At 68.1% G+C, this 14,534-nt stretch carries 14 protein-coding genes and 3 pseudogenes; 13 read left to right on the top strand and 4 right to left on the bottom strand.

Features of this window, described 5'->3' with window-relative positions; translation table 11 throughout:
• Window position 1 precedes the first annotated feature (1 nt).
• From ACFYZA_RS23660 to ACFYZA_RS23625, 8 genes are all read left to right on the top strand, one after another.
• Window positions 2-460 (top strand): DUF6238 family protein, encoded by a 459-nt coding sequence (locus ACFYZA_RS23660; RefSeq protein WP_388492709.1) that lies wholly within the window; start codon window positions 2-4, stop codon window positions 458-460.
• A gap of 28 nt (window positions 461-488) precedes the next feature.
• Window positions 489-2,003 carry a VirB4 family type IV secretion system protein gene (locus ACFYZA_RS23655; protein ID WP_388492585.1) on the top strand — a complete coding sequence of 505 codons (1,515 nt, stop codon included), beginning with the start codon at window positions 489-491 and terminating at the stop codon, window positions 2,001-2,003.
• Window positions 2,004-2,089: 86 nt separating this feature from the next.
• Window positions 2,090-2,590 carry a hypothetical protein gene (locus ACFYZA_RS23650; RefSeq protein ID WP_388492583.1) on the top strand — a complete coding sequence of 167 codons (501 nt, stop codon included), beginning with the start codon at window positions 2,090-2,092 and terminating at the stop codon, window positions 2,588-2,590.
• Between the two features lie 277 nt (window positions 2,591-2,867).
• Window positions 2,868-3,749, top strand: coding sequence for a hypothetical protein (locus ACFYZA_RS23645; RefSeq protein WP_388492582.1), 882 nt, complete (start codon window positions 2,868-2,870; stop codon window positions 3,747-3,749).
• Between the two features lie 22 nt (window positions 3,750-3,771).
• The gene (locus ACFYZA_RS23640) at window positions 3,772-4,371 is read left to right on the top strand and encodes a hypothetical protein (protein WP_388492580.1); all 600 of its coding nucleotides are present in this window, start codon (window positions 3,772-3,774) and stop codon (window positions 4,369-4,371) included.
• 110 nt (window positions 4,372-4,481) lie between these two features.
• Entirely contained in the window at window positions 4,482-5,504 is a 1,023-nt protein-coding gene (locus ACFYZA_RS23635) for a hypothetical protein (RefSeq protein WP_388492579.1), read from the top strand.
• Window positions 5,505-5,645: 141 nt separating this feature from the next.
• Window positions 5,646-6,161 (top strand): hypothetical protein, encoded by a 516-nt coding sequence (locus ACFYZA_RS23630; protein ID WP_388492708.1) that lies wholly within the window; start codon window positions 5,646-5,648, stop codon window positions 6,159-6,161.
• A 46-nt stretch (window positions 6,162-6,207) separates the two neighbouring features.
• On the top strand, window positions 6,208-6,972 hold the full coding sequence (locus tag ACFYZA_RS23625; RefSeq protein WP_388492707.1) for a glycosyltransferase family 2 protein: 765 nt from the start codon (window positions 6,208-6,210) through the stop codon (window positions 6,970-6,972).
• A 61-nt stretch (window positions 6,973-7,033) separates the two neighbouring features.
• Here ACFYZA_RS23625 and merB read toward each other — a convergent pair whose 3' ends face one another.
• Entirely contained in the window at window positions 7,034-7,465 is a 432-nt protein-coding gene (gene merB / locus ACFYZA_RS23620; protein ID WP_388492577.1) for an organomercurial lyase, read from the bottom strand.
• A gap of 269 nt (window positions 7,466-7,734) precedes the next feature.
• Window positions 7,735-8,202, bottom strand: a pseudogene (locus ACFYZA_RS23615) (IS5 family transposase); the annotation flags it as partial.
• A 119-nt stretch (window positions 8,203-8,321) separates the two neighbouring features.
• Between ACFYZA_RS23615 and ACFYZA_RS23610 the strand changes: the two are divergent.
• Both ACFYZA_RS23610 and ACFYZA_RS23605 read left to right on the top strand, forming a co-directional pair.
• Complete coding sequence (locus ACFYZA_RS23610; protein ID WP_100573581.1) at window positions 8,322-8,561, top strand: hypothetical protein; 240 nt, start codon at window positions 8,322-8,324, stop codon at window positions 8,559-8,561.
• 111 nt (window positions 8,562-8,672) lie between these two features.
• Complete coding sequence (locus ACFYZA_RS23605) at window positions 8,673-9,197, top strand: hypothetical protein (protein WP_388492576.1); 525 nt, start codon at window positions 8,673-8,675, stop codon at window positions 9,195-9,197.
• On the opposite strand, the gene istB is transcribed toward ACFYZA_RS23605, so the two are convergent.
• The gene (istB, locus tag ACFYZA_RS23600; RefSeq protein ID WP_168531939.1) at window positions 9,194-9,967 is read right to left on the bottom strand and encodes an IS21-like element helper ATPase IstB; all 774 of its coding nucleotides are present in this window, start codon (window positions 9,965-9,967) and stop codon (window positions 9,194-9,196) included. The two genes, ACFYZA_RS23605 and istB, sit on opposite strands and share 4 nt — an antisense overlap.
• A gap of 307 nt (window positions 9,968-10,274) precedes the next feature.
• Window positions 10,275-12,011, bottom strand: coding sequence for a hypothetical protein (locus ACFYZA_RS23595; RefSeq protein WP_388492574.1), 1,737 nt, complete (start codon window positions 12,009-12,011; stop codon window positions 10,275-10,277).
• A gap of 580 nt (window positions 12,012-12,591) precedes the next feature.
• Between ACFYZA_RS23595 and ACFYZA_RS23590 the strand changes: the two genes are divergently transcribed.
• The 3 genes and pseudogenes from ACFYZA_RS23590 to ACFYZA_RS23580 all read left to right on the top strand — a co-directional run bounded on the left by ACFYZA_RS23590 (window position 12,592) and on the right by ACFYZA_RS23580 (window position 14,020).
• Complete coding sequence (locus ACFYZA_RS23590) at window positions 12,592-13,146, top strand: HNH endonuclease (RefSeq protein WP_388492573.1); 555 nt, start codon at window positions 12,592-12,594, stop codon at window positions 13,144-13,146.
• Between the two features lie 256 nt (window positions 13,147-13,402).
• A pseudogene (locus ACFYZA_RS23585) lies at window positions 13,403-13,609 on the top strand (heavy metal translocating P-type ATPase); the annotation flags it as partial.
• 28 nt (window positions 13,610-13,637) lie between these two features.
• Window positions 13,638-14,020, top strand: a pseudogene (locus tag ACFYZA_RS23580) ((2Fe-2S) ferredoxin domain-containing protein).
• Window positions 14,021-14,534 lie beyond the last annotated feature (514 nt).

Below are 14,534 nucleotides of genomic sequence, written 5' to 3'. Positions count from 1 at the left end.
GATCCACACGACCGCCGCGCACGGCGACGCGCACCCCTACCTCCGCGCGGCGAGCGCCGGAGTACGCCATCACACCCGGGCACTGACACCGTCGGACACGAGGCAGCCCCCGGCGGACCGCCTGCACCTAGACGTGCTGCACGCCCATCTCACCGTTCTGCTCCAGCTCCTGGACCGGCTCGCCGAAACCACCCGGCCGCCGCACCCCGCGGCCGGCCGCCACCTCACCGCCGCGCATACCCGCCTCTGGCAGGCCATCAGCGAGGTCCACTCCGCCTTCCACCTGCTGCCCGCCAACAGCACAGAAGAAGCCGAAGCAGGCACATGCCATCCGGAGCGACTGCCCGAGGGACCCCCCGTGCTGACGATCTGCCAACGCCACCTGACCGCCGGGCACATCATCCGCCGCAAGACCACCCCCACCGACCTGCGCCCGCACACCACAGCGTGCGTGCGATGAGCGCCACCCGCAGAAACGAGGGCCACCGATGAGCCACCGGCCCGCCCGGCGCGCCCGCCGCGCCTCCGCCAGCCCGCTCTTCACCCCCCACGGCACCGACCGCGGCAGCCGCAAGGCCGCCCGCCGCCAGCTCGCGGAGGCCATCGCCAAGGCCCGCGCGGAAGCCGGCACGCAGCAGCTCCAGAGCGCATCCACCGAGCTCGAGATGCCCGCCGGCCTCTACCCGCCGGGCGGACGCCCCGGGCCCGCCTCCGCGCGGAAGAACCGGCTGAAGCTGCCCGCCCACCGCATGACCACCGCCGTCGCGGCCGGAGCGTATCCGTTCCTGGCCGAAGGCGGGCTCGGCGCCGAAGGCATCTACATCGGCCGCGACGTCCACGCCGAAGCCTCCTTCGTCTTCGACCCCTTCGCGCTGTACGGCAAGGTCGAGGGGTTCACCAATCCGAACCTGCTGCTGGCGGGAGTGATCGGCCAGGGCAAGAGTGCCCTCGCCAAGTCGGTCGCGCTGCGTTCGGTCGCCTTCGGATACAGGGTCTACGTTCCGTGCGACCCCAAGGGCGAGTGGACGCCAGTCGCCGAAGCCCTCGGCGGCCGGTCGGTCGCCCTCGGTCCCGGACTACCAGGACGCCTGAACCCCCTGGACGCAGCCCCGCGCCCGCAGAGCGTGTCCGACGCCGATTGGGTCGGCGAGATCCGCAAGCGGCGCCTCCTTCTACTCGGCTCCCTCGCCCGCACCGTCCTGGGCCGGGACCTGATGCCCATGGAGCACACCGCCCTGGACGTCGCCCTCGACGCCGTCGTCACCCACGCCGCCGCAAGCCACCGCACCCCGCTCCTCGGCGACATCGCCGCCACCCTCAACAACCCCGGTGCGCTCGAACAGGCCGCCGGGATCATGTCGGGCCAGCTCGGCGACGCCGCCCGAGACCTGGCCCACGCCATGCGGCGCCTGGTCCACGGCGACCTGGCCGGAATGTTCGACGCCCCCTCCACCGTCGCCTTCGACCCGAACGCGCCGATGCTCACCATCGACCTGTCCCGCCTCGGCGGCAGCGGAGACGACACCGCGCTCGTCCTCGCGATGACCTGCGCCTCCGCCTGGATGGAATCCGCGCTCTCCGACCCCAATGGCGGCCGGCGCTGGATCGTCTATGACGAGGCGTGGAGGCTGATGCGGCACGTCGGCCTGCTCCAGCGCATGCAGGCCCAGTGGAAACTCTCCCGCGGGCTCGGCATCGCCAACCTGCTGGTGATCCACCGGCTCAGCGACCTGCTCACCGCAGGCGACGCAGGGTCCCAGGGTCGGGCCTTGGCCGAGGGTCTCCTCGCGGACTGCTCGACCCGGATCATCTACCGCCAGGAGACCGACCAGCTGCACGCCGCAGCCTCCCTGCTCGGCCTCACATCCGTCGAGATGGACGCCATCGCCCACCTCAATCGCGGCCGCGGGCTGTGGAAAGTCGCAGGCAGGGACTTCATCGTGCAGCACCTGCTGCACAGCCACGAACTGGCGCTCTTCGACACCGACGCCCGAATGCATTGAGGAACAGCAGCTCCATGCCGCCCGACTTCCAACATGACCTGATACCGCGCGCGGACGTCGAGCACCTTCTCGGCGCGCTGCACTCGATGACAGACAAACTGTATGGCGCCGCCCAGGAGTGGGAGCTCTTGGACGAGGACGGACACGTGCCGGCCGAGCCCTCCTACACCGCGCTGCTCCAGCACGCCATCGACGCACACGACCTCACCCGCGACGTCCTCGCGCTCACGGCCGACTTCGCCCGCAGCCCGCACCACACCACGTCCGCCGGCAGCACGGTCCTGAAGCACCTTGCCGCGGCGGCAACCATGTCGAGCCACGCAGCACCGCACTTCAACGAGACCGCCGAGTGCGCCCTGGCCCTGCTCCGGTCCACCGACCCGCGTGACCAGCCCCACGTCGCGAACCGCATGTTCATCGAACACGCTTCGGCCCGCGCCTCCCTGCGCGGCGCCTCGCGATGCCTTCGCGCAGCAGCCAAGGAACTCGACGACCACCTCGGCTTCCACCGCTTCCTCACAACGCTCACCCGCAAGGAAGACCCACTGGCCCCCGCGCCGCCCAGGCCCGGTGGCCGTCACCGCTGAACGCGCCGGTGCCGAAGCTCAATCCGCTCCATCTCCCCAAGGAATGCTCTGAACCCCTCTCACTTCAGCGACGCCGACTGGGCCACGTACCAGCAGCGCCGGGCCGAACACGACGACTTCGTGGCCGAGGCCGCCGAGCGCACGGCCCGCATAGAACACGACCTGATCACCGCCGACAACGCGTACGACAGCGACTTGGGTGCGCCCCCGCACGCGGACGCCGACCTCCCAAGCCGGCCTCCTCAGCCACACCGTCCGGCGTCCGGCAGGCGAGGCCGTGGACGCTGACGACGCGAACGCCACGGCCGTCCGCTCGGACCCGCTCGCGCCGCTCCCCGACCACCACAACGTGAACACACCGTGGTGGCAGGAGCAGTGGCGTCGCCACGCGCACATCACCACACCGCTGCGAGAGCGCGGACTGCCCTGCGACGTCCAGTTCGGACTCAGCGCCTTCATCGTGCGCGTCTCGCTGCCTGACGACAGCCACCTGATCATCAGCCCGCCGCAGGAACCTGCCTCCAGGCGCCCGTCCGGAGACCCCGAGGGCTGGATCGTGACCCGTGAGCACACCAGCGGCCGGTCAAGCCTGTTCGAGCGCATCTACGACTCGGCGCCTCCCGCCTACCCCGGTGGCCCCGAGCAACCACAAGCCCGCCATGGCGGCAGGGCCCAGGCTCTGATCGAGGCGATCGACCAGCGCCTCACCGAACTCGGCCTGCTGCCCCAGTCCGCCCCGCACCATGAAGGCCCCTCCGTGCACCCAGTCCAACCAACCCCCGACTACGTCTACGGCACCGCGGTGCGCGATCTGACCGACCGTCTCAACGGCGCCAATTCGCACGCGGATGCAGCCGCCCTGCTGCACCAGATCCTGGAACCCACCAAGGGCCTGCTCGCACAGCTCGGCGACTTCTTCGAAGCAGCCGGCGAAAAGGCCAAGGAAGCCGAGGAGGATGACGGCTTCGACCTGTCCTACGACCTTGCCGACGCCGCCGCCGAGATCCGCAACCTCGGAGAGGTCCTGCACGTGGCCGAGGAACGCATGCGGGCCCTCACCCCGATCACACCCGCACGGCGGGCGCCGTCTGCCCCGGCCCGTCCACCGTCGCTACCGCCGCACGTGCTCACTCCGGCCCCGATGCGACACACCCGGTGACCCCGCTCGCCGCAAGGACCACATGCCCCCACCCCAGGCAGATCTGCCCGCCTTCGCCACCGCCCTCGCCGACCGCCTGCCCGGCACCTGGACCTGCGACTACCAACGCCACACGCAGTACGCCGACCAGTTCCCCCGCACTGCACAGCTCTGGGACACCGGCCACGTCGACCACCTCGTCAGTCGGTACGTCCTCAACCACGACGCCGTGCTCCACGGCCCGGCCGATCAGCGGCTGTATGTCACCGAACGGCCGCGCTGGCCGCACCAGTTCGTCGTCGCACCGCTCACCCCAGCCCGCCCGGACATCGAGCCGCACCACTACGACGCCGTCACCGAACCCCACGGCATCGCCGTCCCCAAGGACCCTGCCCGGGCCGCGGCGCGAGTGATCCGGCGGCTCCTGCCCCGCTACGAGCAGGCCCTGCAGACCGTGCTCGCCAACACAGCCGACCTCCCCGGCGGCATACAACCGGCCGCCGCTCCCCACACCGCGCGACGAACTCCAACCCCAAACCAAGGCACGGGACGCGTGGGTGCCGTGATCTCGCAGAACCCACCCGTCCGCGGAACACGCGCACCGGCCAACCCACCAGTCGGCACACGCCCACGACTCCGCTGACCGCCAGACCCGGCCCGCGTCCAGGTCCGTCGAGCAAGTACCTCGGCCGCCACCCACATCCCCCAACTCTCAGGAGCCCGCTCATCCACACCGCCCGCCGCGCCCTGGCCTTGCTCGTCCCCGCCGCGCTCCTCGTCGTCGCCGCCACCGCCTGCGGCAGCGGCGACGACAGCCCGCCCACGAAGCAAAACCCCGTCGCGCCGACCGCACAGGCGCCGGTACCCGCGCTCAGTGACACCCAGGCCCGCGCCGTCATCACCCTCTACTCGAAGATCAACAACGAGGCCAACACCGACAACAACCGGCGCCTGCTCGACACGATCGAAGACGGCCCGACATACGCGATGTCCGTCTCGGACTACACCGAGGCCGAAGGACTTCCCGCGGCGGACCGCAAGCCGTACAAGCCGTGGTCCTACGACGCCGCAGACGCCAAGCTGTACATCCCGCGGCTGAGCGCCGGGCAGCACCGCTGGTTCGCCGCCGCGCTCTCGGACCAGAAGGGCGAGCCCCCCTCGCGGCTGGGCGTGTTCGCCGAACAGCCCCAGCACAAGCGCTGGGAGCTGGTCTCCGTCGTCGACCTCGACAGCACCGAGATGCCGAGCGTCGCCCTCGACAGCGGCGGATACGCCACCGCTGTCCCTGCCAACGGCAACAAGGAGCTCGCGGCCGATGCCGACCTCCTGCGCGCAGGCGTGATCGACAACTTCGCCACCGGAGGCACCGGCAAGAAGGTCTTCACGCCGACCAGGGCGAGTGAGCAGCAGGTCGAAGTCCACGACAAGGCCGGCACCCGCTACGGAAACCAGGGCACCACCGTCTTCGCCGGCGCCGACAACCGCTACAGCGACACGTACGCCCTCAAGACCACCGACGGCGGTGCGCTGGTCCTCTTCTCGCACACGCACACCCAGACGGACGCCGTCGCACACCCCGGCCTCCAGATCAATCCCGGCCCGTCCGACCGGGCATGGCTCCACGACGTGCCCCGCACCTCCATCACCTTCACCTTCGTGTGCAACGACGCGGCCACCGTCCCCGCGAAGGCCGCCCCCTCCCGCCTCATCGGCTACACCTGCGCCCGCACCGACGCCTCCGGCCCCCCGGTCGCGTCCTGGTCGGACCGCGCCTGACCACACCTGCGGCCCTCGGCGACAACACAACGTCCCCCGTCCCCGTTGCCCGATCCGGAGAACTCCCTGTCCACTCTCTCCTTCATCGCCCGCCCCACCACCTGGAGCGCATACACGGGCATCCATGTCCAGTCCGACGGCCTGCCCAGCCACCACCTCCCCCTGCTCCTGGCCGCCTACCAGTACAAGTTCGATCGCGACATCGAGGCCATGTCCTGCCACCTCATCGACGACGTCTCGGTCGGCTGGAGCGAACTCGGCACCGACCTCCTCGACCGCGCCCCACGCCCACTCGTGGATGCCTTGACCGGCGGTGAGAACTGGCCCAGCCGGACCCTCGATCACCTCATAACCCCGGACGGTTCACCGCCGGTGCGCATGTCGGTCACCGACACCACCGCCGAGGAGCAGGGCGCCGAGTGGGGATATGTCCTGCGCCCGGAAGGCATTGAGGTGATCAGCCTTCTGAACGAGGACATCGGCCCGGTCGTGGACTGGGCCACCGACCCGCGCACCGTCTTCGACGACCACCCGGCAGCCTGGTCCTCCCGCGCCCACGCGCCCACGATCCGGGCATCACACAGCGCGCCACCCCGCAGTGCTCCCGCCGGCGCCCCGGCGAAGTCCAGTACCTCGCGCCCCGCCACGCGCCGCTAGTTCCCCTCGTCCCCCGGAGCCCTCCCTGCCCCCGAAGACCACACCCCTGATCACCGTCGTTATCGCAAGCCGTCTGCGCGAAGACCGGCTCGACTACCTGACCGCCATGCACGCCAGCCTCACCCGGCAGACCGTGCCGTGGGAGGCCGTGATCGCGATCGATGGTGCCTCGCCCGACCGCCTGCCGGCCCCTCTCGCGCAAGACCCCCGCGTCCGCACACTGGCGCTGCCCCGTCCGGTCGGCGCCGCCTGCGCCAGGAACCTGGCCCTCGCCCACGTTCGGACGCAGTACACGAACTGGGCCGACGACGATGACGAGTTCACCGACGACGCCATGTCCGTGAGGCTGGACACGCTGGAATCGACCGGGGTGGGCTGGTGTGCGGGATGGAGCGAGGATCAGTACCAGGACGGTTCGACCTCCGTGTGGCGGTGCCCCACGCCGCCCGGCCGGCACGAGGCCGGTGACGTGTGGACGTACTGGAAGTCGCCGCAGGACACCATCCCCATCGGGCCGACCACGATCCTCGCTCGCACCGACCTGGTTCGCGCCGCGCCGATGGGCGGACTCGTCCAGGGCGAGGACTACTGCGCGGCCCTCGGCGTAACCGCTCTCGCGCCCGGAATCCTGCTGCCCACTCCTGTGTACAGATACCGCAAATGGGACGGTCAGATGACAGCCCAGGCGGAATACGACCAGCTGGAGGCAGCGGCCAGAGAACACGCCTGGGCCTACGGACGCAGCCTGCGCGCTGTGATGCGTCGCGGCGAGGATGCAGCTTCCACGACTCCATGGGACATTTCCGCGTGATCGGGCGCGACTTAGAACTCCTTACAGAATGATCAATCGAGTGGCCTGATGGCGCATCGGATCAGAAGAGATCCGCCAGGCGCTTGCCGATGGCCCACGCCTCGTCGACGGTGCAGGCGGCCAGGTCGCTGTCGCGGGCCACTGCGGTGTCGGCGAGTTGGGCGGTGGCGTACAAGTTGACGCGGTTGCAGAAGACTTCGCGGATGTCCGCCCCGGTGGCGGGGGCGATGGTGACCGACGCGGTGGCGGGGCTCTGGTCGCGGATGCCGTCCGGTGTAACGGTGAGGGCGATCGGTTCGCCGGTGGCGGCGCAGCGAGAGGTGACCGTGCTCGTCGGCTCCTTGAAGACGACGGGGAACATCAGCACGTCCATGGCGCACCAGCCGTAGCGGCGCTGGCCCTGGAGCTGCATGGTGTGAGGGCGCTGGTCGTTGAGGGAGACACCGGCGCCGATGATGCGACCCCGCCTGTCGGTTTCCAGGTCGAAACTCATGGCGCGAAAGCGGTCGAGAATCTGGTCGGCGGGCCAGTCCAGCAGCCGGGAGGCCTCTTGGAGGGTGAGCGGCCCGTGTTCGAGGAGGCCGCCGACGACGGGGCTCCCGCGGCCATCAGCTCAACACCCTGGGGCGAGGTCCACTTGGTAACCAACTGGTCGGACAACTGTTGGACGCGAATATTCGACATTTTGGTTCCTTCCCGGCAAATCTTTGTCTCGTCCAAGCTAAGAGAACACAGGGCGAAGCAGCCGGAGCGACCTGCGTGTCAATCTTTTGGCGTCTGGGTTCTGGGCAGGGCGGCCAGGCGCCGCCAGCAGACCAGCGCGCATCCGAGGGTGAGGAAGGCTTCGTGGATGTCGTCGCGTATCTCCCAGCGGATCCGCAGGCGGCGGAACCAGTGCAGATGAGCGAACGCGCGCTCCACGACCCAGCGTTGGGTCCTTAGGCCGGAGCCGTGCTCGGTGCCCCGGCGGGCGATGACGGGCTTCACTCCGAGCTTTCGGGCAAGGCGGCGATACGTGTCGTGGTCGTAGCCGCGGTCACCCAGCACGACGTCCGGGCGACGACGGGGTCGGCCTCTTTTGCCTCGCACGGGAGGCACGGCTTCGAGGAGCGGGATGAGCTGGGTGACGTCGTTGCGGTTGCCGCCGGTCAGCGAGACGGCGAGCGGGATGCCGGTGGCGTCGGTGATCAGGTGGTGCTTACTGCCGGTTCTGCCCCGGTCAACAGGACTTCGTCTCCCCGATGGGTCGCGGGCTCGGTGCAGTCGATACAGCGCATGGCTCCTGGTGGGTCGTACTGGCATAAGAGTGATCGACCGTATCGCCGACGCACACGGGTCGTTTCCAGAACATGAAGAAGATCATTAGCGCCGCTGCTCTGGTCCTCGCCAGCGTTGCGCTCGCCGCCCCCGCCCACGCCGACAATGACGACAACTTCGGCAGCGGAGTCAACGCCGCCAACAACTGGAACTTCACCGCCGCCGACGTATGTATCCAGGAACTCGCCGTGGTGCCAGCCCTGAGCGACTGGACCGGCAACCACAAGAACAACTGCTCCAACGGCAACGTCATCGACCACTCGGGCCGCTGACCGTCCTCTGAACTCTTAGAACCCCTAATGTGAACGTTCTCGTTATTCCCCAGGCGTAAGTTCACGTAATTCCCCAGGCCCTGGCCGCGGCCGGGGGTTAGGTTGGCCAGCGTGAACTTGCTGGGGTGGAGCTATCGGTATGTGGGACCGCCTGATCTGCGGGCCCTTGTCCGGCCGGAGGCTGAGGGCCGAAGCATCCACTCGGCATCGGACTTCAACGACTGGGTGTCGGGTCTGGCGGCGGTGGAGCTGGCCGAGCCTTTCACGTTCGTCATCGACTCGGCGGGTGTGCTGCGGCTCGCGCCGCGCCGGAGCGAGCACGTGGTGTGTGCCGGCGGCGGCCCCGTGCTCGGTGCCGGGGAGATGAGCTTCCGCGAAGAGTCCGGGCAGTGGGTGGTCGCCGAGGTGAGTAACCAGTCGACCGGATTCTGCCCGGACATCAGCTCGTGGCCGGCCGTCGCGAAGGCTCTGGACTCAGCCGGGATCGAGCACCCTCCCGGCTTCACCCACGAGGTGGTGTTCCGGCGCTGTCCCGCCTGTAGCCAGCTGAACATCGTTCGGGAGGAGGACTTCGTCTGCGTCTTCTGTGACGAGGACCTGCCGCGGGAATGGAACGTGGACTGGGCTGGGCGTTAGCGGACCGGGGGTTTGTCGGGCTTGTCGGTGGGGTTTTTGGGTCGCTTGTTCGGGCGGTAGCTGGGGCCGTTCATGATGACCTGGTGGCTGGTGTTGATCAGCCGGTCCAGCAGCGACTCGGCGACGACCGGGTTCGGGAAGAGGGGATACCAGTCGCTGGGTGCCCGGTTGCTGGTGATGATCAGGGACCGGCCCTGCCGTTCGCTGACCAGTTCATAGAGGTCATCGGCCTGGGACGCTCCGAGCTGGCGCATGGCGAAGTCGTCGAGGATGAGCACGTCGGGCCGTACCAGTTCACGGATCCGCTTGTCCCAGGTGCGGTCCGCGTGGCCGCCGGCGAGGTCCGCGAGGATCCGGCTGGTCTTGGCGAACCGGACGTGGGCGCCCTGGCGGACCGCGAGATGGCCGAGGGCCTGGGCGACGTGTGTCTTACCAACCCCGACCGGGCCGAACAGGATGACCGACTCGCCCGAATGGAGCCAGCGAAGGGCCCCGAGGTCGCGGATCTGGGCGGCTGGAAGCTTCGAAGAGGCGGTGAAGTCGAACTCCTCCAGGGTGACCTGCTGCTCGAACTTTGCCCGACTCAGGCGTCGTTGGAAGGCGACGGTCTCGCGGCGGGTGATCTCGTCCTGGCAGAGGACCTGGAGGAAGTCCAGGTGCCCGAGCTCGCCGCCGTGGGCCTGGGCCAGGCGGGCATCGAGGGTTTCCAGCATCCCCGAGAGTCGCAGTGACTTCAGCGACTCACGCAGGGCAGAGTCCATCACGCTCATCAGATGCTTCCCTCAGCTTCGCCGTGGACCTGGTCGTCGTGGAGCTCATCCGCCGTCTCGGACGGGGCGGTCGAGCCACCCCGCACCCCGATCAACGGTCCCGGAGTAATCCAACCACCTAGAAGATCATTTCGTTAGGATTCTTAAGGCATTAGCGCGTGATCATGGACACCAGTGACGCCCAGTAGTTGTCACCTGCCGACCATCAACGATCTCCCAGTTTGGGCGGGGCGTTCGTGAGTCCTACGGACATCCCACTTCTGTCTCCGTATCCGCCCCTACGGCTTCGTGCTCGCATTCGGTCCCGCTAACACTCGGCGTACTCGCGCAGGGCGACCAGGAACACCTCCGCCTTCTCACGCGGAGGCCCGAGGCTGCTGCGGATTTGCATGGCCTGCCGTGTCTCGAACACGCGCCGCTGGTCGGGAAGGCAGTCCAGCACGGTGCGGTGCGGGCTGCGGCGAGGCGCACGCGGCAATCTGCCCAGAACCGGCATGCCGTGGCGGGCCAGTTGGACATCGACTGCGGCGTCAAAGGTGTCGGGTCCGCGCTCGTCGTGCGCGCACCACAGGACGAGGCCAGTCAGGGGCACCTCAGCGAAGGGAACCCTTGACAGGTGACGGTTCAGCCAGGCCACCGCGGACTCGCTGGACGTCAGCGGGATGGTGGTGCGCCGTAGTTCGCCGTCCCGGATGCTGGTGCTTCTCGTCGTCCTGTCGAAGTCTCCTCCTGTGATGATGACGTGGTCGTCGGCCAGCGAGGAAAGGCCCGCCAGAGGCAGGCCCGTCCATTGGCGTTTCATCATGATGATGTGGTCGAACTCTGCTCGGGCACGGTCCAGTTCGGACTCGAGATCGCCATGGACGAAGTCGGCATACCCTGTGAACATGGCCCCCGGCCCACCGGTCAGTCGCGCCCGCTCCCACGATCCGCTCTCACCGCGCCGGCTGCGGCTGCTGTCCACGCGCAGCACCAGGGTGCGCAGCTCCTGCTGTGCCCAGACGGCGGCGAGTTGCTTGGCCGCTTCCAGCCGATCGTCACCCCAAGGATCCACAAGCTGGAGGACGTGCCCGCCCGGTGATCTTCCTGCGCCGATTGCTGGAGGCTGCGCTTCGCTCAGAAAAGTCGACAGGATGCTCGCACGTGCGCGCCCCGGCCGCTGAGCGGGGCGGGGGTTGTCGGTATGGATGGTGCGGACGGTGAGCCGTCCGGAGGTGAAGGTCTGGACGCACTGCTGCTGATCGCATTCGTGACCGTCCGCGTCAACGACCAGTCCCGGTCCGGCCACCGTCTCGGCCAGCGCGATGGCGACGCGATCGTCGTGCAAGGGGCGTTGGCGTGGCACCCCGTGTTGCACCGTCCAGTTCAGGCCGGAGTTGTGCGCCTGACTGGTGAACGTCACCGTGCTGCCGCTGGTCAGCGACGACCACAGGTGCAGGCGGCGCAGGAGCCCGCTGGCGAGGTACGGGCGCACTGTGTGCGGGTCCACCGGCTTAGCCGTCTTGCTCGTCGTTGGCGTGCTTCGGCGCAGGGGCTGCGGCATCGGGCCGTGCGAGGTGCCCTTGGTCCATAGCGGCTCATAGCGCTGCTCCTCCACCGCCGTCCGGTGGGCGTCCAGGATCGTGGCGAGGTCGCAGCCCTCGGGACCAAGGACCAGGACGCGGCCGGCAGCGTTCCTGCCCAGGGCGAGCTCGATGCCCTGTCGGCCGGCATATGCACGGAGGTCGAGTACACCGTGCCGGGACCGGCGCCGGTCCTTGTAGGGCAGCAGTCCCAGTAGCGAGGAGAAGGGCTCCGGCGACTCCAGACGCAGTACGATCTGGTCGGCGCTGGGGATGACTTCGCTGACGCCGAGCGGGCTAAGCCCCTGTCCTTGACCGAGCGCGTGCAGCAAGTACGACTCCAGTCGCGCTTGATCGGAGTCCCTGGCGGCGGGAATGGCCTCGGACCAGTCCGGAAGTTCGGTCAGGCGGAGCCGCGCTTCTCTGAGCGTTTCGCCAGTGTGCTGGCGGCGGACGTCGACGATGTATTGCTCGATGCGCATCACGCTCTCCTTTGTTCCTGCCCCGACCCGGCAGGAGGTGCGTGAAGTTCACAAGCAAGCGGTGCGTACGGGTTAGTGCGCGAGACGGGCAAGGCACGGGGTGGTGTTGTCCGTCGGCGTCAGGGTCGGTTCGCGGCGCCCGGACCTGGCTGCCACCTGCCAGGTGGCAGCAGCTAACCGCAACCGTCGCTTGCTGTGCAACTCACGGAGCATTCGGCAGTGCAATCCCACTCGAAAGAGTGCTTCGCGAGCTCTTTACGCTGACGGCAGGCCTCGCGTAGCGGAAGTTCGCCCTTTGTTGCGGGCTTCCTCGGCCAGGTCGCTCACCGAGCAAGGCCCCTCCAGCAGACGAGCCAGAACCCCATGACGAATGAAGCTCATGACGCCCTGGTAGGTCACCCAGTGCTCGGTGACACCCAGGCAGGATGCGAATCCTCGCCAATGGCTGACGGCAACACCGCGCACCTCCGGACTCGCGTTGGACGATAGCGGGAACGACGCGTCGAGGAACAGGTCCGCTCCATGGAAGAGTCTTCTCTTTGGGACAGCGCAGTGCCGTGCCGGCGAGGGGAGACTGGCGATGGGGCGACGACGCCGACGGTTCATGATCTGGGAGTGGTTGGCCGTGCTTTCTGCCGGTGACGGCAGCTGCCTGTACTGCTTCCGCCGATCTCAGACGATGGACCATGTCATCCCCTTCTCGGACGGCGGCGCGGACGAACTGAAAAATCTGCTGCCGATATGCCGCCCGTGCAACCGAACCAAAGGCAAGAAGAACCCGGTCGTTTGGCACGTCGCCATGGATCTGTCTCTCCGCTGGAGCGGCACGGGCTCACTACTCAACGGCGCTGTCCTTGGGGATAAGAGCCTACGGGAGCTGTATCTGCTTACCCACCAGCAGGTTCTGGAAGTCCTGGACGAACTGGAAGAAGTACAGGCCGAAGTTAACGATCCGGGACGCACGGCCTGGTTCCGGCGGAACTTCGAACCTTACGGATACCCGTCTGCCAGGTTCGGTGTCCCCCGGGCCAGAGCCCAGTTCGACAAGCGCATCCGCGAGGGCCGAGCCAAGGGCTACCCGACAGCCGAAGAGGAGTGGCCGGAGCTCCTGAAGCAACTCGGCATCGGCAGCTAACGTCGCAGATGCCGAGTTTCCCCTGGTGCTTCGACCGCGAACGGCAGCTCCGTCTTCACGACGGTGATCGCCGTCCACGCCACCGACGCCGGGTTTGACCTCACCACTCCAGTACTGGCCGCGAGCGGGGTGTGCCTCGCATCGGGGCCAACGGCTCACGTGCCGCTCGCTTGGGGTTGACCCTGACTACCCGACCTAGAGCCTCCTACTCCAAGACCGGTACGAGCCTGGCTTTCTTGCAAGGTCGTGCAGTCGCTCCCGCACCGCGCGCCGCTTCGTCGCCCAGAATCTAGTCATGGCCGTGGCGTTCATCACCGTCCTGGTCACCTGGGACCTGATCGACACCCTCTCCCTGCCACTCGGCGTCGCCGGTCACGAAGGCTCCACCGTCATCGTCGGGACGAACAGACTGCGCCTGCTACGCGACGCCATCTGGCCCCGCCTCGGCAAGGACACCTTGTGAGTAATCGCGCCGACCGTTCCGCCCCCACCTGCGGGGCCCGCACGGCCCACCCGTCTGCCGCGGCCGCTGCTACGGCATCGCAAAGATCCCCGGCCTCGACCCCACCGCCCAGCTGCGCCAACTGCGCCAGTCCCTCGACGGACCGCGACCGTAGGGGGCACCGGCTGTCTCGACGCCTGCGAGCGCACCAACATCATCGTCGTCCAGCCCTCCGCCGAAGAACGCCGACAGGGCGGCCGACCCGTCTGGCTCGGACTCGTCAACGATCCCGACGCATCCGCCAACATCACCTGGATCGAGCACGGCGGTCCCGGGCTCGCCGATACGCCCGACGTCCTCGACATATACACCTTCCGCCCGTCCCACCGAGGTCCAGGCAGAACTCCACGACGATTGACGTGCCGGCGATGACGGTGAGGCACAAGGCGCAGGGGTAGGCGGTCCTTTGTCGAACTTCGATGCGAGGTGGCAAGGGCATGGAGCTGGCGGCAAGACACTGGCCAGATGGGGCGGTAGGGAAGATCGCGGCCATAGTGCTGCTGGTCTTCCTGATAGGGATGTTCGCATGGGGCATATGGCGCACACGGCGGTCCCGCCGGTAGGCCAGTAGGCCGAGAAGCCGGCCTCGCTCACGGCGGCGTCAGCTGCACGGCGCTTACGGCGGCATCGTCCCGCGCCGAGCGCGCGAGGCAACATAGCCGACGATCGCCAGTTAGGGAAACCGGCTTTTCTCGCGACCATTGACGCATCCCACTCGCCATCCGTGGAGGCATCACAATTTGACGCAGAATCGATCTGCCTTCAGCAGGCGACCTCAGAGGATGATACTGACCCACCCTCGACAGCAGCGCTCTGCTCATGATCACCCGCACGAAACAGTGTCCATCTCGTGCGGAACAGACGAAAGCGCTGAGCCCGCTGCTCA

It is taken from the genome of Streptomyces sp. NPDC001828 (assembly GCF_042892175.1).
Taxonomy (GTDB): domain Bacteria; phylum Actinomycetota; class Actinomycetes; order Streptomycetales; family Streptomycetaceae; genus Streptomyces.
The sequence above is the reverse complement of the archived record's forward strand: the minus strand, read 5'-3'. Positions and strand labels throughout refer to the sequence as shown.